This window comes from Streptomyces sp. NPDC057963 (assembly GCF_042887155.1).
Taxonomy (GTDB): domain Bacteria; phylum Actinomycetota; class Actinomycetes; order Streptomycetales; family Streptomycetaceae; genus Streptomyces.
In genome coordinates, this window is sequence record NZ_JBHVPX010000001.1 from 365,741 (window position 1) to 388,260 (window position 22,520).

Annotated in this window: 18 protein-coding genes; 8 read left to right on the forward strand and 10 right to left on the reverse strand. The window is 69.6% G+C overall.

Annotated features, from left to right (window positions below; all coding sequences use genetic code 11):
• Nucleotides 1-173 precede the first annotated feature (173 nt).
• From ACFVT1_RS01720 to ACFVT1_RS01735, 4 genes are all read left to right on the forward strand, one after another.
• The gene (locus ACFVT1_RS01720; protein WP_389791526.1) at nt 174-1,028 is read left to right on the forward strand and encodes a helix-turn-helix domain-containing protein; all 855 of its coding nucleotides are present in this window, start codon (nt 174-176) and stop codon (nt 1,026-1,028) included.
• Nucleotides 1,029-1,039: 11 nt separating this feature from the next.
• Nucleotides 1,040-1,240: a DUF397 domain-containing protein gene (locus ACFVT1_RS01725; protein WP_389791528.1), complete on the forward strand. Its 201-nt coding sequence runs from the start codon at nt 1,040-1,042 to the stop codon at nt 1,238-1,240.
• A 477-nt stretch (nt 1,241-1,717) separates the two neighbouring features.
• Nucleotides 1,718-2,968 (forward strand): MraY family glycosyltransferase, encoded by a 1,251-nt coding sequence (locus ACFVT1_RS01730; RefSeq protein ID WP_389791530.1) that lies wholly within the window; start codon nt 1,718-1,720, stop codon nt 2,966-2,968.
• A 270-nt stretch (nt 2,969-3,238) separates the two neighbouring features.
• Nucleotides 3,239-4,357 carry a serine hydrolase domain-containing protein gene (locus ACFVT1_RS01735; RefSeq protein ID WP_389791531.1) on the forward strand — a complete coding sequence of 373 codons (1,119 nt, stop codon included), beginning with the start codon at nt 3,239-3,241 and terminating at the stop codon, nt 4,355-4,357.
• Nucleotides 4,358-4,508: 151 nt separating this feature from the next.
• Here the strand turns inward: ACFVT1_RS01735 and ACFVT1_RS01740 are convergent, their stop codons facing one another.
• The 5 genes from ACFVT1_RS01740 to ACFVT1_RS01760 all read right to left on the reverse strand — a co-directional run bounded on the left by ACFVT1_RS01740 (nt 4,509) and on the right by ACFVT1_RS01760 (nt 10,126).
• Nucleotides 4,509-4,973, reverse strand: coding sequence for a hypothetical protein (locus tag ACFVT1_RS01740; protein ID WP_389791533.1), 465 nt, complete (start codon nt 4,971-4,973; stop codon nt 4,509-4,511).
• Nucleotides 4,974-5,062: 89 nt separating this feature from the next.
• Complete coding sequence (locus ACFVT1_RS01745; protein ID WP_389791535.1) at nt 5,063-7,003, reverse strand: alpha/beta hydrolase; 1,941 nt, start codon at nt 7,001-7,003, stop codon at nt 5,063-5,065.
• Between the two features lie 3 nt (nt 7,004-7,006).
• On the reverse strand, nt 7,007-7,549 hold the full coding sequence (locus ACFVT1_RS01750) for an amino acid ABC transporter permease (RefSeq protein ID WP_389791537.1): 543 nt from the start codon (nt 7,547-7,549) through the stop codon (nt 7,007-7,009).
• 394 nt (nt 7,550-7,943) lie between these two features.
• Nucleotides 7,944-9,227 carry a geranylgeranyl reductase family protein gene (locus tag ACFVT1_RS01755; RefSeq protein WP_362195683.1) on the reverse strand — a complete coding sequence of 428 codons (1,284 nt, stop codon included), beginning with the start codon at nt 9,225-9,227 and terminating at the stop codon, nt 7,944-7,946.
• A 206-nt stretch (nt 9,228-9,433) separates the two neighbouring features.
• Nucleotides 9,434-10,126, reverse strand: coding sequence for a demethylmenaquinone methyltransferase (locus ACFVT1_RS01760; RefSeq protein WP_389791539.1), 693 nt, complete (start codon nt 10,124-10,126; stop codon nt 9,434-9,436).
• A gap of 136 nt (nt 10,127-10,262) precedes the next feature.
• On the opposite strand from ACFVT1_RS01760, the gene ACFVT1_RS01765 reads away from it, so the two are divergent.
• Nucleotides 10,263-11,030, forward strand: coding sequence for a DUF3152 domain-containing protein (locus ACFVT1_RS01765; RefSeq protein ID WP_389791541.1), 768 nt, complete (start codon nt 10,263-10,265; stop codon nt 11,028-11,030).
• A gap of 12 nt (nt 11,031-11,042) precedes the next feature.
• On the opposite strand, the gene ACFVT1_RS01770 is transcribed toward ACFVT1_RS01765, so the two are convergent.
• The 4 genes from ACFVT1_RS01770 to ACFVT1_RS01785 all read right to left on the reverse strand — a co-directional run bounded on the left by ACFVT1_RS01770 (nt 11,043) and on the right by ACFVT1_RS01785 (nt 16,068).
• A complete protein-coding gene (locus tag ACFVT1_RS01770; protein ID WP_389791543.1) occupies nt 11,043-11,669 on the reverse strand; it encodes a hypothetical protein in 627 nt (208 codons plus the stop codon).
• 7 nt (nt 11,670-11,676) lie between these two features.
• Nucleotides 11,677-12,876 (reverse strand): cyclic dehypoxanthinyl futalosine synthase, encoded by a 1,200-nt coding sequence (gene mqnC, locus ACFVT1_RS01775; protein WP_389791545.1) that lies wholly within the window; start codon nt 12,874-12,876, stop codon nt 11,677-11,679.
• A gap of 72 nt (nt 12,877-12,948) precedes the next feature.
• Nucleotides 12,949-14,793 (reverse strand): serine/threonine-protein kinase, encoded by a 1,845-nt coding sequence (locus ACFVT1_RS01780; RefSeq protein WP_389791547.1) that lies wholly within the window; start codon nt 14,791-14,793, stop codon nt 12,949-12,951.
• Between the two features lie 396 nt (nt 14,794-15,189).
• Nucleotides 15,190-16,068 carry a menaquinone biosynthesis protein gene (locus ACFVT1_RS01785; RefSeq protein ID WP_362195665.1) on the reverse strand — a complete coding sequence of 293 codons (879 nt, stop codon included), beginning with the start codon at nt 16,066-16,068 and terminating at the stop codon, nt 15,190-15,192.
• A gap of 402 nt (nt 16,069-16,470) precedes the next feature.
• Here ACFVT1_RS01785 and ACFVT1_RS01790 point away from each other — a divergent pair, with 402 nt between their 5' ends.
• Complete coding sequence (locus ACFVT1_RS01790) at nt 16,471-16,674, forward strand: cold-shock protein (RefSeq protein ID WP_003967102.1); 204 nt, start codon at nt 16,471-16,473, stop codon at nt 16,672-16,674.
• Nucleotides 16,675-16,849: 175 nt separating this feature from the next.
• Nucleotides 16,850-17,677: a MerR family transcriptional regulator gene (locus tag ACFVT1_RS01795; RefSeq protein ID WP_389791549.1), complete on the forward strand. Its 828-nt coding sequence runs from the start codon at nt 16,850-16,852 to the stop codon at nt 17,675-17,677.
• A 260-nt stretch (nt 17,678-17,937) separates the two neighbouring features.
• Here ACFVT1_RS01795 and ACFVT1_RS01800 read toward each other — a convergent pair whose 3' ends face one another.
• The gene (locus ACFVT1_RS01800) at nt 17,938-19,170 is read right to left on the reverse strand and encodes an amidohydrolase family protein (RefSeq protein WP_362195659.1); all 1,233 of its coding nucleotides are present in this window, start codon (nt 19,168-19,170) and stop codon (nt 17,938-17,940) included.
• A gap of 263 nt (nt 19,171-19,433) precedes the next feature.
• Here ACFVT1_RS01800 and ACFVT1_RS01805 point away from each other — a divergent pair, with 263 nt between their 5' ends.
• Nucleotides 19,434-22,394 carry a BTAD domain-containing putative transcriptional regulator gene (locus ACFVT1_RS01805; protein WP_389791552.1) on the forward strand — a complete coding sequence of 987 codons (2,961 nt, stop codon included), beginning with the start codon at nt 19,434-19,436 and terminating at the stop codon, nt 22,392-22,394.
• The last annotated feature ends 126 nt before the right edge of the window (nt 22,395-22,520 follow it).

Below are 22,520 nucleotides of genomic sequence, written 5' to 3' on the forward strand. Positions count from 1 at the left end.
CTGGCTTTCGAGCGGCTGCACTTCGGACCGGATAGGCGGTACTGCACCCTCCGCACCGTAGGGGGCAATCATGCTCCGGAGCAATAATGTTGCTTGGCTTCACACGACTGGGTGAACGAGAGCCATCGCTTCCAGTGGTCCTGCAAAACTATGTGCAGACAGGAGAGGGTGACATGCCGCCGAGGGACAACCCGACTACCCGCCAAGCCCGCTTGGGCGGCGAGCTGAGGAAGTTGCGTGAGCGAGCCGGCAAGACCGCTCGCGAAGCTGCCGGACTGATCTCCGCCGACCAGGCGAAGATCAGTCACATAGAGGCGGGCCGCACTGGCATTGGCGAGGATCGCATCCGCCGCCTGGCCAGCTTCTACGCCTGCGGCGACAGCGCGCTGATCGAGGCACTCTGCGCCATCTCGCGGGAGCACCGCGGCCAGTTCTGGTGGGACGAGTACCGCGGCATACTCGCACCCGGCTTCCTGAATATCGCGGAGCTGGAACACCACGCGACCCATATGCGCTGCCTCCAGTCCGTGACGATGCCCGGGCTGCTCCAGACGCCCCAGTACGCGCGGGCACTGTTCGAAGGGGTCCTGCCCAAGCTGCCCGAGGACGAGGTCGAAGCGAGAGTCGAACATCGCATGCGTCGGCAAGCCGTGCTCGACCGCGAGGTGCCGCCGAAGTTCGACGTCATCGTTCACGAAGCCGGCCTGCGCATGAGAGTCGGCGGCCGGGAGGTCGCGCGCGGACAACTGGAACGCCTTTTGGAGGCAACGGGCAGGCCAGAGGTAACGGTCCGCGTGATCCCGTTCGCCAGCGAACAGTTCGTGGAGGTGACACAGACCGTCCTGTACGCGGGCGGGGTCGTGCCACAACTGGACACCGTCCACATCGACGCCCCGTTCGGTGGCGTGCAGCTGGACGCCGTGGCAGATCTGAGCCGGTACGGCATGCAACTCGACTTCGCCCAGCGGGTCAGTCTCGCGCCCGAGGAGTCACAGAGCTTCATTCACCACATCGCGCGGGACCTGTGATAATCCGCAGCATGAGCGCAGACATCGAGTGGCAGAAGTCGTCGTTCTCCGGCGGCGGCGGGGAGCAGTGCATCGAGGTGGCGCGGCACACCGACGACATCCTGATGCGCGAGAGCGACGATCCGAGCGTGGTGACCACCACGAGCCGGGCCAAGTTCGCCGCGTTCATCCAAGGCGTCAAGGCAGGCGAGTTCGACCGCTTCGTTCAGTAGGCCTCCATCGAGCAGCCCTCGTCCGGACGGACGGGGGCTGTCGTGCGTCCGGAACACCCGAAACACATACTTGCCCCGGAGCACGCTTGCACCGACGCCACGGGTGACGCTACCGTCACCGTACGTCGCCGACGCCGATCCGATCTCAGGAGCGGCCCCATACGCGGCGTCGCAACTCTCCTGCGCCCACGGCTGGTTGGAGCCGTGTTCCCGACGGGCCGCGATCGGGCGGTCGACCGTGCGTACATGCCCGCACGTCCACACCCACGCCCACTCCCCCGCCCCGGGCCGCACTCCATCGCGGCGAGCCATGCGGCTTCGTCCTCCTGCTCCGCAAGGGCCGCCACCTGGAGTGGAACGTACGCCCCCCTGGCCCACCTCGTCGGAAAACCGAGTGCGTTAGGGTCGACGGGGCGCGGTGAGTGACCTCTGTCTGTTCAGATAACGGCTGATCCGGGCCGGGATGTGGGGTCGTTCATGCGGGATTACTTGCTCATGCTGTTCATCACGGCAGCGGTGACCCATCTCCTGACCGGTCCGGTACGGAAGTTCGCCATCGCCATCGGGGCGATGCCCGAGATCCGGGCACGTGACGTCCACCGCGAACCCACTCCACGCCTCGGTGGCATCGCCATGTTCGGCGGGCTGCTGGCCGGATACCTGGTGGCCTCGCACCTCCCGTACCTGGAGGAGATCTTCACCCAGAGCTCGACGCCCCGGGCGCTGCTGTCCGGTGCCACGCTGATCTGGCTGCTGGGGGTGCTCGACGACAAGTGGGAGCTCGATTCGCTGGTCAAGCTCGGCGGGCAGTTGCTGGCCGCCGGTGTGATGGCGTTCCAGGGGCTGACGATCCTCTGGCTCCCGGTGCCGGGCACCGACGGGATCTACCTCGCCGACTGGCAGGGCACCCTGCTGACCGTGGGACTGATCGTCTTCACCATCAACGCGGTCAACTTCGTCGACGGGCTCGACGGGCTGGCCGCCGGGACGGTGGGCATCGCGGCGACGGCGTTCTTCCTGTACGCCTACCGTCTCTGGTACGGCTACGGGATCGAGGCCGCCGCGGCCACCACGCTGATCTCCGCGATCCTGGTGGGCATGTGCCTCGGCTTCCTGGTCCACAACACGCACCCGGCCCGGATCTTCATGGGGGACTCCGGGTCCATGCTGCTCGGGCTGCTCATCGCCGGGTCCGCCATCTCCGTCACGGGCGAGGTCGATCCGAGCCTCCTCAAGCAGACCGTCGACGGTACGTCCGGGTCGGCCGCGATGGTGCCGGTCTACATTCCGCTGCTGCTTCCGCTGTCCGTCATCGCGCTGCCGGTCGCGGACCTCGTGCTCGCCGTCGTCAGGCGTACGTGGAACGGACGGTCCCCCTTCTCCGCCGACAAGGGGCACCTCCATCACCGGCTGCTCCAGCTCGGGCACTCGCAACGCCGGGCCGTCCTTCTCATGTACTTCTGGTCGGCGCTGTTCTCGTTCGGGATCGTGGCCTACTCGGCGCGGGGCGCCAAGTCCTGGATGCTGTTCGCCGTCGCGTTCGTCAGCGGACTGGGCCTGCTTCTGCTGCTCCAGCCCCGCTACGACTTCGCCATCACCGACGTGCTGGCCCGGATGCGGCTGATGCGGCCCCGGACCGGGGGGCGTGTGGTCGCCACCGGCGGCCGGCGCGCCGAGGAGGACGCGGACGACCGGCGTCCGCACGCGGACGCCGGTCAACGGTCGTAGGACACGCGGCGACCCGGTCGGCCGCGACGGGCCGGCAGGAACCCGCCCAGGACGGCCCCCAAGCCCCTGGCGACTGCGGGTCCACGGCTCCGGGGGGACTGCGGGCCTGCGGGCCTGCGGCTCCCGGGGCCACTCGGGCCTGGGGGAGACTCCCCAAGGGGACAGCGAGGATCACTCAGGGACGCATCAGGGTGATTCCCGATCGTCAACGTCCAGGTAACAAAGGAGAGTTGAGGGCATCCGCCGAACTCTCCCCGCTGGAGCCAGCCCATGCGAAGCCGTCTCGCCCCCGCCCTCGTCGCCACCGCCCTCGTCCTGGGTGCGACCCTGCCCGCGACGGCGGCGGAACCCCGCCCGGACACCGCTGGGGCGACCGCCCCCGCGAGCCCGTCCGCGCAGGACATCGTCGACGCGCTGCCGAAATCGGTCTACACCGGTGCACTGATCAGGCGGGACGGTGTCGGCGCGGCCATGGGGCCGGTCGTCCCCGACGCCTACTTCAGGATCGGCAGCACCACCAAGATCTTCACCCAGACCATCGTCCTCCAGCTGGTGGCCGAGCGGCGGATCGGGCTGGACACCCCCGTCCGCGCCTACCTGCCGACGCTCGTCCCTGCCACATACGAGCAGGTCACCGTGGGCCAGCTCCTCGACCACACCAGCGGCTTTCCGCGGCCCGCCAGGACTCCGGGCCCGGACGACGGTGCGGGCTGGTGGCTGCGGTCGGTGACCCCGGCCGGATTGCTGAGCGCATCGTTCGCCGCCGCGGCGGACCGTTCGGAGACACCGCCCGATCCGGGCTCCGTACAGCAGTACAACGGGCTCAACGCGTTCGCCCTCGGGCTGATCGTCGAGAAGGTCACCGGCCATTCCTTCACCCATGAACTCCGGCACCGCATCATCCGGCCGTTGGGACTGCGTCACACGAGCCTGCCCGCTGCCGACGACCCGACCATTCCCTCGCCGCACGCCCGGGTGTACGTCGACGGGGACGAAGTCACCGAGCAGAGCCCGTACCCGTGGGCCGAGGGCGGCATGATCTCCACCGCCGCCGACCTGGACCGCTTCCTGACCGCTCTGTTCCGGGGCAGGCTGCTGCCGCCCGCCCAGCAGAAGCTGGTGTTCGCGGTCCCCCGCGTGGACAGTGCCACCACCAACACCAGCTGCCCCGACGGGGAAGCCTGCTTCAGCGTCGGCGGACTGATGCGGTACACGCTGCCGAACGGACAGTCCGTCTGGGGAAAGACGGGGTCGCGGCCCGGCTGGGACAACGGGTTCTTCGCCACCCCGGATCTCGGACACCGGGTGGTCTATTCGCTGAACCCCACCGGAACCGACTCCGGCATCGCGTACATACAGCGGATCATCATCGCCTCACTCATGGACTGAGCGCGGCGACCACCGGTCCCGGGGGCGGTTCAGGCCCTCGGGGCCACCTTGGACAGCCCATTGCCGATCCGGCCCATCGCATCACCTGCGGCAGCACACGGCTGCACAGCACGCGGAGGCACCCGGCAGAGGCCGCCGCCCTGCCCAAGCGTCACGTACGGGAAGAGGGAGAGCTCTTCACGGACCAGAAATCCGACCTGACGTCAGGAATGGGGGTCTTCTTTCCTGCATAGTTCGGGCCAACCGTCTCCGCCTTCGGCGGAGAAACCTCGGAAGCATTCACACAAGGCGTCGCAACTTCAAAAAAGGCTTGCCCCGCACCACCGATCAGCACGCGCACATTGAATCCGTCGGGCGTCCTGTAGTACATGGCCGGCATATCCGAGTTGTTCACTGAGAGCTGCTTATATCCCTGGCTCTCCCAGTAGCGCTCGATCACCCCCAGGAAGTTCCCCCGGTGTTCCTCCGAGATGATCGTCATGACAGCTCGGCTCCTTTGTACGTCACATCCCCCTTCAGTCGACTGCTCGTGCGTCCAGTGCACCGGCGGCTTGATGGCGGCGAATGTCCCGTCGAGGATTTCGTCCGCTCGTACCGCCGCATCCTGCATGTTCATCTTTACCTCCCGCCCAGTCGATTCGCCCGATACACCGCATCCGGCCAGGAGCAGCGCTCCAGTCACCAGCACCACGGCTCTCAAAATCCTCATCGAGGCGTCTCCAAGCTGATCTTGTCCGACTTTCCAACGACAATCTTGGCAATATTGTCGGCCGAGGCCTGATCTTTCGCCGGGTTGAAGTAATTCGAATGCGCCGACAACTCTCCGCGGTCTTCCACGATGGTTGCCCCGTCGTCCACCATGAACCGCGTGGCTCCGAAATCCTTACTTGCCGGGTCGGTACCGAACCAATGCTCACTGGGGTCGGTCTGTGCGTCTTGGGCCATGTAGCCGCCGATGCCTCCAACGATGGCCCCGGCACCGCCACCGATAACCGCTCCCGGCGGGCCTGCCATGCCGGCTCCCAGAACAAATCCGGCCGACCCGCCGCCGACCGCGCCGGAGGCCATGCCAGATACTTCGTCGTGGTTCGGGAGTTTGGTGACGACGTCGTTGTCGGCTGCGCCCACGTACACATGGCCCTTACCCACGTTGAGGTCCTGGGCATTGTCCGCGCCGGTGCCGGGACTTCCGACCAGGATGATGTCATCGGCGCCGGGGATGCCGCCTTTCTCCTGAGCTGCGAGCCCGACCGTGAGGGAGCCATAGGAATGTCCGATGGCGGTGACGTGCGGGTCGCCGCCCTCGTGCGTTGCGGAGATCCCCTCCATGAACGCGTTGTAGTCAGGGGCTCCCGCCTGGGCATCGTTCGTGAACATCACGCTTTTACCGCTGGCCAGATCACTCGGTGTCATCTGCGGCGCGTCGTATCCGAGCCACACAATCGAAGAGGTTCTGCTGAGCTGATCAGCATGATGCGCACCAAGGGCTGTCTGCAGCGCTCGGTTGACCGTTCCGCCGGCGAAATCCGCGTCCAACTTTGTGTCGAGCCCAGGGACATACGCGGAGACGTTGTCGGCGGTGTCGGGGTTGCCATAGGCGATGATCGCGCGGCCGTTTCCCTCGTCGCCGATGCCCAACAGGTACATCGGCGGCTCGCTGCCTTTCTCCAGCTTCTCCTGGATCTTCTTCAGACCGCCCAGCATGTCTCGGGAAGCGCCATCGTGCTTCCCGTCGAGTTGCCCGATGAGCATCTGAAGATTTTCACGGTTTGCCTCATCACGCACCAACACCGGAATCCCGTCCAAGTTCCCGATCAGCTCCGGAAACGCGGAGATGTACTCGTCCCGCTGCTCCTTGCCGAGGCGGTCCCACCACTTCTTGCGTTCCGCGGGCGACTTGTCGAGCGGAAGGTGCTCCTCCACGTAGTTGTGGGCGGCTTGGCTCACCGCATCGACGTCCAAGGCCATGCCCGCCCACGTCTTGGAGTCGACCGTGAGGCCCGGGGCTGCCTTGAGCTTGTTGAGTGCCGAGCTGTACCGCTCATCGATCTCGCGTGCTTCCCGCAAGGCATGGGCGAGGCGGTCGGCGACGTCCTGGGCCTTGGCACGGTGCGGATTGGGACTCTTCAGCACAGGACCACCCGGGCCCAGAGCCGGGTCCAGCATGCCGTTGACATCGCGGTACAACCCCGGGTTTCCAGCCCCGATGAGGCCGTTGTTGCCCACCACGGAGCCGCCGGGCATCGTCTCGCCGGTCATCTCGTTCTTGCCGCCGGCCGGGTAGTCGATGCTGCCGTTGTCGTTGACGGTGTATCCGAGAGAAACGGCGTCGTCGAGGGCTTCGCGCAGCCGACGCTGTGGGGTGCCGAGTTCGCTGGCGAGCCCGTCGAGGGCGCCTCGGACGAGGCCGGTCTCGGTGCGGACGTAGTGGTAATTCTCGCTCAGTCGCTTCAATCGCTTGACGGCTGCTCGGGCGGACTCGCTGTCCTGGGTCTTGGTGAGCTTGCCGCTCATGTCGCCGTCGACGCGTTCGCGAGCAGCGTCGGCGAACACGGAAGCCGCGCGCCAGCCGTCGGCGGCATCGGTCAGTTCCGACAGTTCGAGGTCGCGGAGCCGCTGCCATGTCAGCCCGGATGCTGTGGCCATGGTCTACTCGCCCCTCCTCGTGCCCGGCACCGTGACCGCCTTCACTCTGTCCCCCACCTCGGCATCCACTTCGGCGAGGTCCACGGCCACCTGCCGCAGCTTCGGCTCCAGAGAACCGCACTCCGCACGGACACGACCGAGGCGTTCGTCCCACGAGGTGAGCACAGACGTGAGTGCTCCGAGGCTCGACAGCCCGGCCAGACCGCCGGCAGTGCCGTCGTGAGCTCTGCGCAGGTCGGTCTTTGCGGTGATCGTGCTGGTCTGGAGACCATCCGCCGTGCCGGCCGCCTGCGTCCAAGGGCCGCCCTTGTGCTTGAGCCTGCCGGTACCGCCCCCACCGCCGGACGGCTCGGCGTCACCGCGCTCTCCCCGAAGGCCGTTGATCTGCATATGGGTGGTGTGCCGCTCGACGGCCTGCGCCTTGAGCTGTTCCCACTCGTCCCACGCCATGCGCGTGTCCTCCCCCGTGACCCGGGCGTCGCCCGGGTAAGCGCCCCAGTTGCGTCCGCTGTGCTCGCCGAGATCGCCGACACAGACGTTACGCACGGATGCGCTGCGTCATGCCCGCACGATCACTCAAACCGGCCCTGAGTATCCGTACCTACACGCACCGTCATCGTGCCCGGCTCGCCGGCCGCTCGTGCACGTGGCACAGAGCCGTCACCGTGCGCAATGCGCGTCGGTGCCGTGCGGGCCGGCAGGCACTTGCGGCACTTGCGGCACTTGCGGGATAAACGTGGCTTTGGTGTACGGAAGTTGGCCGGATGCCAGTGGCGCGGTGTGCGGATGGGCGCTGCGCCGGCGCCGAATCACCACGGCGGCCGTCGGCGTCCACGGAGCGACAGCTGCTCCTCCATGGGCATACGTACAGCAAAAGGACCGGCCACGGCCGCGCTCACCGACTGAGCACGACCGACCATGGCCGGTCCGGGGGTGCTTCTCAGGCCTTCGGGGCCACCTTCGACAGACCGTTGATGATCCGGTCCATCGCGTCGCCGCCCGTGGGGTCGGTCAGGTTGGCGAGCATCTTCAGCGTGAACTTCATCAGCAGCGGGTGCGTCAGTCCGCGCTGGGTGGCGACCTTCATGACCTTCGGGTTGCCGATCAGCTTCACGAAGGCGCGGCCCATCGTGTAGTAGCCGCCGTAGGTCTCCTTGAGCACCTTCGGGTAGTTGGTGAGGGCCAGTTCGCGCTGGGCCGGGGTCGCGCGGGCGTGGGCCTGGACGATGACGTCCGCGGCGATCTGGCCCGACTCCATGGCGTACGCGATGCCCTCGCCGTTGAACGGGTTGACCATGCCGCCCGCGTCACCGACGAGCAGCAGGCCCTTGGTGTAGTGCGGCTGCCGGTTGAAGGCCATCGGGAGGGCGGCGCCGCGGATCGGCGTCGTCATGTTCTCCGGGGTGTAGCCCCAGTCCTCCGGCATGGAGGCGCACCACGCCTTGAGCACCTCGCGCCAGTCCAGTTCCCGGAAGGCGGAGGAGGAGTTGAGGATGCCGAGGCCGACGTTGGACGTGCCGTCGCCCATGCCGAAGATCCAGCCGTAGCCGGGCAGGAGCCGGTCCTGGGGGCCGCGGCGGTCCCACAGCTCCAGCCACGACTCCAGGTAGTCGTCGTCGTGGCGGGGGGAGGTGAAATACGTACGCACGGCGACGCCCATCGGGCGGTCCTCGCGGCGGTGCAGGCCCATCGCCAGTGACAACCGGGTGGAGTTGCCGTCGGCCGCGACGACGAGCGGGGCGTGGAAGGTGACCGGGGTCTTCTCCTCGCCGAGCTTCGCGTTGACGCCGGTGATGCGGCCGGTGCGGTCGTCGACGATCGGGGCGCCGACATTGCAGCGCTCGTACAGCCGCGCGCCCGCCTTCTGCGCCTGGCGGGCCAGTTGCTCGTCGAAGTCGTCGCGCTTGCGGACCAGTCCGTAGTCCGGGTACGAGGCGAGATCCGGCCAGTCCAGCTGGAGGCGCACGCCGCCGCCGATGATGCGCAGCCCCTTGTTGCGCAGCCAGCCGGCCTCTTCGGAGATGTCGATGCCCATGGAGACGAGCTGCTTGGTGGCGCGCGGGGTGAGACCGTCGCCGCAGACCTTCTCCCGGGGGAAGGCCGTCTTCTCCAGAAGCAGGACGTCCAGCCCGGCCTTGGCGAGGTAGTACGCGGTCGTGGATCCGGCCGGGCCTGCCCCGACGACGATCACATCCGCGCTGTGTCCGGAGAGGGGCTCGGTCACGGTCGGATCTCCCGAAGACTCGAAATCGCGTGCCGCGCGGCACCTGTCCCGTGCAGTCTATGGGGGCCCGCCGGGCAACCTCCCGAAGGGCTCCCCGATGTCGGCCGGGCCCTGCGCCGCCCCTCCGCACAGCTGCGCGGGGAGGGAGCGGAACTGCCCTGTCCCACCGCCCGGTTCCCGCCCACAGGGGTCACCGGAGCGCTGCTTCAGGAACGTACGCCCCGGTGCAGCGCCACCACACCGCCGGTGAGGTTGCGCCAGGCGACCTTCGACCAGCCGGCCCGCTGGAGCTTCGCCGCGAGCCCGGCCTGGTCGGGCCAGGCGCGGATCGATTCGGCGAGGTAGACGTACGCGTCCGGATTGGACGACACCGCGCGCGCGACCGGCGGCAGGGCCCGCATCAGGTACTCGGTGTACACCGTGCGGAAGGGCGTCCACGTCGGGTGCGAGAACTCGCAGATCACCACCCGGCCGCCCGGCTTGGTCACCCGGTACAGCTCGCGCAGCGCCGCGTCCGTGTCCTGGACGTTGCGCAGCCCGAAGGAGATCGTCACCGCGTCGAAGGTCTCGTCGCGGAACGGCAGCCGGGTGGCGTCGCCCGCGGTGAAGGGCAGCCAGGAATTGCGCTTCTTGCCCTCCTGCAGCATGCCGAGGGAGAAGTCGCAGGGCACGACGTACGCACCCGTCGCGGCGAAGGGCAGCGACGACGTCGCCGTGCCCGCGGCCAGGTCGAGAACCTTCTCCGCAGGACGGGCGTGCACCGCCTTCGCGACCTCCTTGCGCCACAGCCGCGCCTGGCCGAGCGACAGCACGTCGTTGGTGAGGTCGTAGTTCGCCGCCACGCCGTCGAACATCGTGGCGACTTCGTGCGGCTGCTTGTCCAGGGAAGCTCGGGTCACCCGCCCATTCAAGCAGCCCGGTCTGCGATGCTTCGCGCCGGTCGTGACTCACGCGCGGGCGGACTGAACCGATTCGGTCCACCGGCCCTCAGTACAGGGGGAGCACAGAGCCACCGGGAGCCAGGGGGGGACCCAGATGTCCGCACAGGGTGCGCGCCGGCGGTTCCGGCCGGAGCAGGGCCGGAACCGGCTGATCGTCGCCGTTCTCGTCCCGGTGGCACTGATCTGCGCCGCCGCGGTGGTGGGGCCCCGGTGGGGCGGCGGCGGTGACGAGAAGGCGGCCGAGCCGTCCGCGTCCGGGAGCCCGGCGGGTATCGGCAGGTTCACCGTCGCCCGCGCGGGCGTCTCGGGCACCTCGGGCACCGGGGGTGCCGGCAAGGACGCCCCGGGTGCCGGCAAGGGCCGGGGCAATGCCTACCGGGTCGAGGTGGAGGACGGTTCGGGCGTCGACCCCGACCGGGCCGCCGCCGAGATCGCCCGCGTCCTCGCCGCGCCGCGGGGCTGGTCGCACCACGGCGAGCACACCTTCCGCCAGGTCGCCGAAGGCCCCGCGGGACTGGTCATACGGATCGCCACCCCCCGGACCACCGACGCCATCTGCGGGCAGAGCGGCCTCGACACCCACGGCGAGGTCAACTGCCGGGTCGGCACCGACGTCATGGTCAACCTCAAACGCTGGCAACAGGGATCGCCCGAGTTCCACGGCCCGCTCGCCGACTACCGGGCCCTCATCATCAACCACGAGGTCGGACACTGGCTGGGGCACGGCCACGAGACCTGTCCGGGCAAGGGCCGCCCCGCCCCCGCGATGATGCAGCAGATCTACGGCCTGAAGGGGTGCGTCTCCAACGCCTGGCCGTACGACGCCGAGGGCCACTACCTGGGCGGCCCCTCCGTACCGTGACGGCCCCCGGCCTCAGCTGAGGCGGAAGACCAGCCGTCCGCCGAGCACCGTCGCCGTGCAGCTACCGGCGCCCGCGGTGCGCAGCGCCGCCCCGTCACGTACGGCGAACACCGCCAGATCCGCGGGTGCGCCGACGGCCAGGGCCGCCGCGAACACGTCGGCCGGCTCCGGCACGGACGCCAACGGGTCGAGCGAGACGGGTTCCGGCGCCGGGCCCGGCGCGTGGACGCGCAGTCCCGAGCGGGCGACCGCCGTGCGTACGGCGGGGCGGGTGAAGGGGCCCCGGACGGCGGTCGTGCCGTGCCGCAGCATGCGTTGCAGCCCGCGCCGGGCACTCGCGCCCCACCGGGCGTCGTCCATTGCGAGCGCGGCGAGGGCGTCGCCGGTGAGCGGTTCGCTGCCGAGCGTGTCCGCCTCGCGCGGGTCCGGGTGGTAGGCGGCCTCCAGCAGCGCCGGTGCCGCGGCGTTCAGCAGTCCCGGGGTGATCAGGCCGGACCACCGCCGGATCCGGGCCCGCGGACGGTCGGCGGTCAGCTCCGCGTACGCGCCGACGGCGACGACCACCCCGCCGTCCACGGCCACGGAGTCCACCCCGTCCGGGGCACCGTGCACCGCGTCGGCGGCGTGAATCGTCAGCATGGGCAGGCTAGTTGGCGTTGAGGAGCTTCAGCTCCGGGTGAGCCGTGCCGCCCTCGATCGCCGTGGACGAGATGTGCGAGACCACGCGCTCGTCGACCGGGTCGTTCGCCGGGTCGTCGTGCACGACGAGGTGCTCGTACGTCGTGGCGCGCTGCGCCGGGACCCGGCCCGCCTTGCGGATGAGATCGATGATTTCGAGGCGGTTGGAGCGGTGCTTGGCACCGGCCGAGGAGACGACGTTCTCCTCCAGCATGATCGAGCCGAGGTCGTCGGCGCCGTAGTGCAGCGACAGCTGGCCGACCTCCTTGCCGGTGGTCAGCCAGGAGCCCTGGATGTGCGCGATGTTGTCCAGGAAGATCCGGGCGATGGCGATCATCCGCAGGTACTCGAAGAGCGTCGCCTGCGTCCGGCCCTTCAGGTGGTTGTTCTCCGGCTGGTACGTGTACGGGATGAACGCGCGGAAGCCGCCCGTCCGGTCCTGTACGTCGCGGATCATCCGCAGGTGCTCGATACGCTCGGCGTTGGTCTCGCCGGTGCCCATCAGCATGGTGGAGGTGGACTCGACACCGAGGCGGTGCGCTGCCTCCATGATCTCCAGCCAGCGTTCCCCGGACTCCTTGAGCGGGGCGATCGCCTTGCGCGGCCGGGCCGGCAGCAGCTCGGCGCCCGCTCCCGCGAAGGAGTCGAGACCGGCGGCGTGGATGCGCTGGATGGCCTCCTCCACGGAGACCCCGGAGATCCGGGCCATGTGCTCGACCTCGGAGGCGCCCAGCGAGTGGATGACCAGCTGCGGGTACGCCTTCTTGATGGCGGAGAAGTGCTCCTCGTAGTACTCGACGCCGTAGTCCGGGTGGTGTCCGCCCTGGAACATGATCTGCGTACCGCCGAGTTCGACGGTCTCCGCGCAGCGGCGCAGGATGTCGTCGAGATCGCGGGACCAGCCCTTGGCGGTGTCCTTGGGCGCGGCGTAGAAGGCGCAGAACCGGCAGGCCGTGACACACACGTTCGTGTAGTTGATGTTGCGCTCGATGATGTACGTCGCGATGTGCTCCGTACCGGCGTATCGGCGTCGGCGTACGGCGTCGGCGGCCGCGCCCAGCGCGTGCAGCGGCGCCGACCGGTAGAGGTCGAGCGCCTCCTCCGGGGTGATCCGACCGCCCTCGGCGGCTCGGTCGAGGATGGGCTGAAGGTCGGCCTTCTCGGTCACCGGGCTGTCACCTTTCGGCGGTTTTTCAACGGATCTACGGACCGGTTCACCCTACGCCAGCGCCTGTCGGAGTCAGCTGCCGGACCGGCTGAGCGTGCCGTACGGGAGTCCCGCGGCCCTCTCCTCGGACCGGAAACCGAGGGTCCCGTCGGCGGCGCGTGTGAAGTGGACATCGGTGGTGGTGGACGTACAGAGGGTCGGGTCGCTGGGGCGTGTGGGGTCGGCCCGTTCGCGGAGCGCCAGTTCCTGCTCCGTGCCGGAGGAGAGGCGGGCGACGCTGTTGCAGCGGACCGTCAGTCCGAGGGCGGAGACCTCCGTGGTCATGCGGACCACGTCCGTGCCCTTCTTCCCGGCGGTGAACACGGCGGTGAGCGTGCCGTGCGACTGCCCGGTGGTCTTCTCGGTGAGCGGGCCCTTCCAGGTACCGATGAACTCCTTCGGGACCTCGGTGACCTGGTCCGTGCCGCCGGCGCCACCCGTACCCGAGTCCGAGTCCGAGGGGCGCGGGGATCCTGCGGGGGGTGTGGCGCCCGGGGTACGGACACCGTCGCCGTGCTCGGCGGTGTTCCGGTCGCGGCCGCCCGGCATCAGGTCGAAGAGGTACGCGCTGCCCACGGTCACGGCGGCGAGCGCGCCCGCCACGGCGAGGGCGACGGTGCAGCTCAGTCGTCGGCCGCGGTGCGCATCGGGGTGGGGCGGGCCGGAGTCCGCGCCGACGGTGGCGGAGAAACGGAGGTCCGATGCCCGTTGCCCGGGCAGCCCGGACGCCCCGGCCGGCCCGAATGATCCCGACGGCCCGGCCGCGTCGGCCGCCCCGGCGGTCGCGGGCCAGGAGGGCGGCGCGTTCGGCCGGGGTGGCCGGGCCGCTTCGTGCGACGGGGACGGCTCGAACGGCGGGCCGAATCCACCGCCCGCACCGCCCCCGCCGTGCGGGCCGTTCCCGCCCTCCGCACTGTGGGGACCGCGGGCGCCCCACGCCGCACCGCTGAACGGCACCGGCCCCGACTGCACCGGCGCGTCCTGCGGCTCCAGGTCCAGCAGCGCGACCGCCGCCCGGCTGACCTCGCGCACCAGGGGGCCGGGCAGCCAGCCCGCCGCCACCAGCGCGGCCGCTCCGCCCGGCGCCAGCTGCCGGGCCAGCTCCGTCGGCGTCGGCCGGTCCTCCGGATCCTTCTCCAGGCACCCGGCGACGATGTCCCGCAGCTCCCCGTCCAGCTCTCCCAGCTCGGGCTCCTCGTGCACCACCTTGTAGAGCAGTACGGCCGAGGAGTCGCCGAGGAAGGGGGCGGCACCGGTCGCCGCGTACGCGAGCACCGCGCCGAGCGAGAAGACGTCGGCCGCGCCCGAGATCTCCACCCCCCGGATCTGCTCCGGTGCCATGTACCCGGGCGAGCCGACCGAGACCCCGGTGGAGGTGAGCGAGGCGGTGGCACCGATGGCGTGGGCGATGCCGAAGTCGATGAGGCGGGGGCCGTCGAGGGCGAGCAGCACGTTGGACGGCTTCACGTCACGGTGGATGACGCCCTGTGCGTGCACCGCCGCGAGGGCCTCCCCCAGTCCGGCGCCCAGCGTCCGTACCGCGTGCTCGGGCAGGGGCCCGTGCTCGGCGACCGCGGCGGAGAGCGGTGGCCCGGCCACGTAGCCGGTGGCGACCCACGGAATGGGCGCATCCGGGTCGGCGTCCAGGACCGGCGCCGTCCACTGCGCCCCGATCCGCCGGGCCGCGTCCACTTCGCGCCGGAAGCGAGCCCGGAACTGTTCGTCGAGGGCGAAGTGGGGGTGCACGACCTTGACCGCGACGGTGCGTCCGCCCGCGCTGCGCCCCAGATAGACCCGGCCCATGCCACCCGCACCGAGCCTGCCGAGCAATCGGTAGGCACCGATGGTCAGCGGTTCTCCGGCTTCCAGCGGCTGCATATGTGGACTCCCCCCTGTGGACCGGCCGGACCTCCGACCGAAGCCTAGGGGGCGAAGGTCATCGGGTCACAGAGGAAACCATCCGCCGATTTCACCCCCAAGGGAACGAACAACGGCTTTCGACACAACAAAAGGCGTGAATGCGTCGTTCACCCGAGCGATTCCGGTACACGACCGGGACTCACCCCGGACACCATCCGGGAATCGACTATTCGACGCGTATTAACCCGAATCGATTCGATAGCCGGGCCGGGAGAAGGCCGGAGAAGGAGAAGGACCGGGAGAAGGGGCGGGAAGCGATATCCGACCCGGAAGTACGGGATTCACCTATACCCCGGCCCATTCCCTCGTCCGGTGCGGCGGCGAGCGCCCCGCCCCGCCTCGCCCCGTCGCGCGTCAGCCGCCGAGCAGTTCGACCTTCACGTCCGCCGGAAAGCCGGTCGTCGGACCGACCCGGCGCGCGAACTCCCGTACGCCCGCCAGCTGGTCCGGGCCGAAGCGGAAGTCCAGGGTCGTGAAGTACCGCTCCAGCACCTCCGCGTCGAAGGCCTCCCAGCGCGCCGCCTGCTCCGCGACCTTGGTGACCTCCTCCAGCGAGACGTCCCGCGAGGCCAGGAACGCCTCGTGCACCTTGCCCACATGGTGGGGTTCGGCCGCCAGGTAGTCCCTGCGGGCCGCCCAGACCGCGAAGACGAACGGCAGCCCCGTCCAGTCCTTCCACATCTGGCCCAGGTCGTGGACCTGGAGGCCGAGCCGGGGCGCGTCGTGCAGGTTGGCGCGCAGCGCGGCGTCGCCGATCAGCACGGCGGCGTCCGCCTCCTGCATCATCACGCCGAGGTCCGGCGGGCAGGTGTAGTAGTCCGGGCTGACCCCGTACCGCTCGGCGAGCAGCAGCTGGGCCAGGCGCACGGAGGTGCGCGAGGTGGAGCCGAGCGCGACCCGGGCCCGGTCCAGCTGGTCCAGCGGCACCTGCGACACGATCACGCACGACATGACGGACCCGTCGCAGCCCACCGCGATGTCCGGGAAGGCGACCAGGTCGTCGGCGTTGCGGAGGAACTCGACCAGCGTGATGGGGCCGATGTCCAGATCCCCCCTGACCAGCTGCTCGCTGAGCCGCTCCGGGGTGTCCTTCGAGAGCTCCAGGTCGAGCAGGGTTCCGGTTCTCGCCAGCCCCCAGTACAGGGGGAGGCAGTTCAGGAACTGGATGTGGCCGACGCGCGGCCTGCTGCGACGGTCGTCGCCTGCGACGGTTGAGACGGTTGAATTGTCCACATCGGGAGGCTAGACCCGTGGTGCCGTCCGGGCGGCACCGGGTGCGCGCGGTGTCGCCGCCGCGCCTTCCTCCCGCGCCTTCCTCCCGCGCCTCCCCCGTGCCACCCCCGGGGAGCCTGCCGAAGCCTTGCCGTACCCCGTGAAGACGCCTCCGCGACGCCTTCACGACACCCTCCGGGACAGCCACTTCGCCAGGTCGTCGCCACGTCAATCAAACATCCGGGTGAAGTGATCTTTCCCTCTACCCTTCCCTACACGCTGCGTGCTAGGCTCGACGCAAGTTGCAGTTTGGTTTCCCTTGCAGTACAGAGCCTGCGGAGCATGTAACCCGCAGGCTTTTGTAGTTTTCAGACTTCTTTGCAGGTTCTGGAGCAGGGCAACCCTTTGGCCCAAGGAGGGCTTATGGCTACCGGAACCGTCAAGTGGTTCAACGCTGAAAAGGGCTTCGGCTTCATCGCCCAGGACGGCGGCGGCCCGGATGTCTTCGTTCACTACTCCGCGATCAACGCGTCCGGGTTCCGCTCCCTCGAGGAGAACCAGGTCGTGAACTTCGACGTCACTCAGGGACCCAAGGGTCCGCAGGCTGAGAACGTCACCCCGGCCTAGTTGCCCGGGTCGGCCGATCGCGGCCGGCTAGCAGTACCCAAGGAGCCCCGCTCCTCCGCTTCGGCGGGGAACGGGGCTCCTGCCTTTTCCGGAAAGTGGGCGCCGGGGCGCTTCGGCGCCACGGCACCGCAGCGCTTGACCTTGACACCGTGTGAAGCAGTGCAGTGGAGCCATCATGTTCACCATCGGAGACTTCGCCCGGTACGGACGGGTGTCGGCCCGGATGCTGCGTCACTACGACGCCATCGGGCTCCTGCGCCCCGACCGCACCGACCCTGTCACCGGCTACCGCTTCTACGGCGCTGCCCAGCTCGCCCGCCTCAACCGGATCATCGCTCTCAAGGACCTCGGCTTCACGCTCCAGCAGGTGCGGGCCATCCTCGATGAGCAGGTGGGGCCGGAGGAGCTGCGCGGGATGCTGCGGCTGCGGCGGGCGGAGCTGGAGGAGGCCATGGCGGCGGCAGCCGCGCGGCTCGCGCAGGTCGAGGCGAGGCTCCGGTCGATCGAGAGCGAGGGACACATGTCTGCGGACGATGTGGTGGTCAAGAACGTCGCAGCGGTACGGGTCGCCGAGTTGACCGGCACCGCGGTGGGCTTCGAACCGGAGGACATCACTCCGGTGATCGGCCCGCTGTACGACCGGCTCTTCCCGCTGCTGGGCACGGTGGGCGTCAGCCCGAGCGGCCCCGGGATCGCGCACTACGAGGATGCCCCGGAGGGCGGCGGCGCGGTCGTCGTCCACGCCGGAGTGACGGTCTCCGCCCCGCTGGGCCCGCTCGGGGACACCGGGATCACGGTGGTCGAGCTGCCCCCGTTCGAGGCGGCGACCGCGGTGCACCGGGGCTCGATGGACGGCGTGCTGCCGACGGCCCAGGCCCTGGCCCACTGGATCGACGCCAACGGCTACCGGTCCGCGGGGTACGCCCGTGAGGTGAGCCTGGAGTGCCCCGAGGACCAGGAGAAGTGGGTGACGGAACTCCAGGAGCCGGTCGCCAGGGCCTGACCCTCCCAAGGTCCCGCAGGTCGGGAAAGAACGTGACACCTCGGCCTCCGGGTGTCACGTTCTTTCGCACCGCACCGCACCGTCACCTCCGACCGGCCGAGGCCGAGAACCCACACTCCGAAAGAAACGTGACACCCCACCCCCCGGGTGTCACGTTCTTCCGCACCCCACCGTCACCTCCGACCAACCAAGGCCGAGAACCCACACCCCGAAAGAAACGTGACACCCCACCCCCCGGGTGTCATGTTCTTTCGCATCCCCTATCGCCCTCCCCCGGGCCCGGCCCAGAGCCCGTCGTCCGTCAGCCCGAGCAGTTCGATCGCGTTGCGGCGCACGATCCGGTCCACGACATCGGCGGCCAGATGCCCCATCTGCGCCTCTCCGACCTCGCGCGACTTGGGCCAGGTGGAGTCGGAGTGCGGGTAGTCCGTCTCGTACAGGACGTTCCCGACGCCGATCGCGTCCAGGTTCCTCAGCCCGAAGGCGTCATCGAAGAAGCAGCCGTAGACGTGTTCGGCGAACAGCTCGGACGGCGGACGGTGGACTTTGTCGGCGACACCGCCCCAGGCCCGGTTCTCCTCCCAGACGACGTCGGCGCGTTCCAGGATGTACGGAATCCAGCCGATCTGGCCCTCCGCGTACATGATCCGGAGGTTCGGGAAGCGTTCGAACTTGCCGCTCATCAGCCAGTCGACCATGGAGAAGCAGCAGTTGGCGAAGGTGATGGTGGACCCGACGGCGGGCGGGGCGTCGGCCGACGTGGACGGCATCTTCGAGGACGAGCCGATGTGCATCGCGATCACCGTGCCCGTCTCGTCACAGGCCCGCAGGAACGGATCCCACTCGTCCGTGTGAATGGACGGCAGCCCGAGATGCGGAGGTATTTCGGAGAACGCCACCGCGCGCACACCGCGCGCCGCGTTCCGGCGGACCTCGTCCGCGGCCAGCCGGGCGTCCCAGAGCGGGATCAGGGTGAGCGGGATGAGCCGGCCCCGCGCCTCGGGGCCGCACCACTCCTCCACCATCCAGTCGTTGTACGCCCGCACCCCGAGCAGCCCCAGCTCGCGATCCTTCGCTTCGGTGAAGGTCTGACCGCAGAAGCGCGGGAAAGTGGGGAAACAGAGGGCGGACTGGACGTGGTTGACGTCCATGTCGGCGAGCCGGTCGGGGACCGAGAACGAGCCCGGACGCATCTGCTCGTACGTGATGACCTCAAGTCTGATCTCGTCCCGGTCGTAGCCGACCGAGGTGTCGAGCCGGGTGAGCGGGCGGTGCAGATCCTCGTACACCCACCAGTCGCCGACCGGCCCGTCGTCGCCCTTCGCACCCATTACAGGCGCGAACTTGCCGCCCATGAAGGTCATTTCCTTGAGCGGTGCGCGAACGATCCGGGGGCCGCGGTCGAGGTACTTGGACGGGAGCCGGTCCCGCCAGACATGAGCGGGCTCCACCGTGTGGTCGTCCACCGAGATGATCTTCGGGAAGGTCTCCATGCCTTCCACGGTAGCGCCGATCTGACGAACCGTCAGCTATCTGTACCCGTTCCCGCCCCGCAATCGTTGTCGAGGGCTTGTGCAGAGAGTCACCCACTGCTGACGTGTACGCCCCTGACAAGGCAGACTGTTGAGCGCGATACCAGCGGTACCGAGCAATCCGGATCCACCCACCCCGGACCGGCACAGGGGCGGACAATCCGAAACAGACAGCACCAGCACGATCGGCAGGACCGGCGGGGCGAGCAGGGCAGGGGGCAGCAATGGACCGTGACAACGGGCCGCGCATGCATGTTCCGGAGCAGCGCGCTCCGCAACAGCGATCGGCCGACGGCGCCGATCTGCGCTTTTCCGTGCTCGGCCCGGTACGGGCCTGGCGGGGCGGCGAGGCGCTGCCGTCCGGCTCGCCGCAGCAGCGCGCCCTGCTGACCGCGCTGCTCCTGCGCGGCGGCCGCACGGCCACCGCCTCCGAACTCATCGACGCCATCTGGGGCGACGACCCGCCCTCGCAGGCGCTCGCCGCCGTACGCACGTACGCCTCCCGGCTCCGGAAGGTCCTCGACCCGCAGACGCTGGTCAGCGACGCCGGTGGGTACGCGATCCGGACCAGACGCGACGCCCTCGACCTGACCATGGCCCAGGAGCTGGCGGCGGAGGCGGAGAAGGCCCGGGCCGGCGGTGACCGCGGCCAGGCCCGCACCCTCTTCAACAAGGCACTCGGCCTGTGGGACGGCGAGGTCCTGGCCTCCGTGCCCGGCCCGTACGCCGAGAATCAGCGCACTCGGCTGGAGGAATGGCGGCTCCAGCTCACCGAGACCCGTCTGGACCTGGACCTGGAGGTCGGCTGCCACGCGGAGGCGGTCTCCGAACTGACCGCGCTCACCGCCGCGCACCCGCTGCGTGAACGGCTACGCGAACTCCTCATGGTCGCCCTGTACCGCAGCGGCCGCCAGGCGGAGGCGCTCGCGGTGTACGCGGACACCCGCCGGCTGCTCGCCGACGAACTGGGCGTCGACCCACGCCCCGAGCTCTCCCAGCTCCAGCAGCGCATCCTGCAGGCCGACGAGGAGCTGGCCCGCCCGGCCGACCAACCGGCCCCGGCCTCCGCACCGATGCGTCCCGCCCAGCTCCCGGCCACCGTCCCGGACTTCACCGGCCGCGCCTCCTTCGTACGCGAGCTGGGCGACCGGCTGGCGACCGCCGAAGGTTCGGTCATGGCCGTCTCGGCACTGGCCGGCATCGGCGGTGTCGGCAAGACGACCCTCGCCGTACACGTCGCCCACCAGGCGCGCCAGCACTTCCCGGACGGCCAGCTGTACGTGGACCTCCAGGGCGCCGGCGCACGCGCCGCCGACCCGGAGACGGTCCTCGGCGCCTTCCTGCGCGCCCTGGGGACCGCGGACACGGCGATCCCGGACTCCCTGGACGAACGTGCCGCGCTCTACCGGTCCGCGCTCGACGGCCGCCGCATACTGGTCCTCCTCGACAACGCCCACGACGCGGCCCAGATCCGCCCCCTCCTCCCCGGCACCGCGGGCTGCGCGGCCCTGGTCACCAGCCGCGTCCGCATGGTCGACCTGGCCGGCGCCCACCTGGTCGACCTGGACGTGATGTCGCCGGAGGAGGCGCTTCAGCTCTTCACCCGCATCGTGGGCGAGGAGCGCATCAACTCCGAGCGCGAGGCCGCCCTGGACGTGGTCGCCGCCTGCGGCTTCCTCCCCCTGGCCATCCGCATCGCAGCCTCCCGCCTGGCCGCCCGCCGTACCTGGACGGTCTCCGTCCTGGCCGCCAAACTCGCCGACGAACGCCGCCGCCTGGACGAACTCCAGGCCGGTGACCTCGCGGTGAAGGCCACCTTCGAACTCGGCTACGGCCAGCTGGAGCCCGCCCAGGCCCGCGCCTTCCGCCTCCTCGGCCTGGCCGACGGCCCCGACATCTCCCTGGCCGCGGCGGCGGCCCTGCTCAACCTGGAGGCCCACACGGCGGAGGACCTACTGGAAGCCCTGGTCGACACCAGCCTCCTGGAGTCGGCCGCCGCGGGCCGCTACCGCTACCACGACCTGGTGCGCCTCTACGCGCGTTCCTGCGCCGAACGGGACGAACAGTCACCGGAGGAGCGCGAGTCCGCGCTGTCGCGGCTGCTGGACTTCTATCTGGCGACGGCGGCAGGGGTGTACGCGCTGGAGCGGCCGGGGGATCGCGCTGTCGCCCACCTGGTGGCCACCGAGTACCCGGGACTCGAATTCACCGACGGGCACGAAGCGGTGGACTGGCTGTACGTCGAGGCCGATTCGCTGCTCGCCTGCGCCCATCAGAGCGCTTCGCGCGGGATGCTGCGGCGGGCCGTCGATCTGCTGTGCGCAGCCAAGGACCTGGCGGAGTCGGGGGCGAACTCACGTCAGTACGAGATCACGGGCGCAGCCCTGCGCGACGCGGCGAAGGCCGCCGACGACCCGCGCTCCGAAGCGCGGGCCCGCGCCTCGCTGTCGACCGTCTACCTCGTCTCCGGCCGTTTCGCGCTGGCCGACGAGGAAGCTCTGCACGCGATGGCACTGGCCAAGAGCACCAAGGACCCGATCCCCGCGTGCTGGGCACCCAACGACCGCGGAATCATCGCGTTCTACCAGGGCCGGCACGCGGAGGGCGAGAAATTCCTCCAAGAGGCCATAGACAACTACCGCGCGGACGGAAACCTGGTCGGCGAGGCGTCGGCGCTGTGCAACCTCTCGCGCATCCACGTGAACATGAACCGCACGGCGAGCGCGGTGGAACTTGCCCAGCGGGGCACAGCCATCTTCGACGAAATGGGGCTGAGCCTGCGTACGGCCAACGGCCGTTTCGCGCTGGGCATCGCACTCACTCAGGCCGGAAGGCCGGGTGAGGCTCTGAAGGAGCTCGACGAAGCACTGCATGTGTTCCAGGGGAACCGGCAACGGCTCTGGGAGGGTTCGACCCACTACCGCATGGCGGAAGCGCATCTGGCCGACAGCCGCCCCGCGCAGGCGGCCCAGCACGCGGAACAGGCACTGGCTCTGCGTGTCATCGGAGGCGATTGGATGCGGGGCAACGTCCTGATTACTTTGGGACACGCCCTCGAACGCCTCGGCCAGATCGACCGGGCACATGCATGCTGGACCGAGGCACTGGCCATCCACGAGCAGTTCGGGGCCGCTGAGGCGGACGAGGTACGGGCCCTCCTCGCCCCGGTCAGCACCACTGCCTGAGCCACCGCCACCGGCGGAGAACCGTCGGCGTTCATCGAACGTTTATCGCCACTCGTCAGTCTTTAGCCCATCGATCCGTCGCGTCGGGGGGCAGGCGGGTTGTACGGGGGACCACACCGCTAGGGT

Coding starts and splice junctions, on each gene's coding strand:
- ACFVT1_RS01735 (WP_389791531.1), top strand. CDS start 3,239: ATGCGAAGCCGTCTCGCCCCCGCCCTCGTCGCCACCGCCCTCGTCCTG.
- ACFVT1_RS01780 (WP_389791547.1), bottom strand. CDS start 14,793: ATGCAGCCGCTGGAAGCCGGAGAACCGCTGACCATCGGTGCCTACCGA.
- ACFVT1_RS01730 (WP_389791530.1), top strand. CDS start 1,718: ATGCGGGATTACTTGCTCATGCTGTTCATCACGGCAGCGGTGACCCAT.
- ACFVT1_RS01725 (WP_389791528.1), top strand. CDS start 1,040: ATGAGCGCAGACATCGAGTGGCAGAAGTCGTCGTTCTCCGGCGGCGGC.
- ACFVT1_RS01720 (WP_389791526.1), top strand. CDS start 174: ATGCCGCCGAGGGACAACCCGACTACCCGCCAAGCCCGCTTGGGCGGC.
- ACFVT1_RS01765 (WP_389791541.1), top strand. CDS start 10,263: ATGTCCGCACAGGGTGCGCGCCGGCGGTTCCGGCCGGAGCAGGGCCGG.
- ACFVT1_RS01805 (WP_389791552.1), top strand. CDS start 19,434: ATGGACCGTGACAACGGGCCGCGCATGCATGTTCCGGAGCAGCGCGCT.
- ACFVT1_RS01790 (WP_003967102.1), top strand. CDS start 16,471: ATGGCTACCGGAACCGTCAAGTGGTTCAACGCTGAAAAGGGCTTCGGC.
- ACFVT1_RS01795 (WP_389791549.1), top strand. CDS start 16,850: ATGTTCACCATCGGAGACTTCGCCCGGTACGGACGGGTGTCGGCCCGG.
- ACFVT1_RS01745 (WP_389791535.1), bottom strand. CDS start 7,003: ATGGCCACAGCATCCGGGCTGACATGGCAGCGGCTCCGCGACCTCGAA.
- ACFVT1_RS01770 (WP_389791543.1), bottom strand. CDS start 11,669: ATGCTGACGATTCACGCCGCCGACGCGGTGCACGGTGCCCCGGACGGG.
- ACFVT1_RS01800 (WP_362195659.1), bottom strand. CDS start 19,170: ATGGAGACCTTCCCGAAGATCATCTCGGTGGACGACCACACGGTGGAG.
- ACFVT1_RS01740 (WP_389791533.1), bottom strand. CDS start 4,973: ATGAACATGCAGGATGCGGCGGTACGAGCGGACGAAATCCTCGACGGG.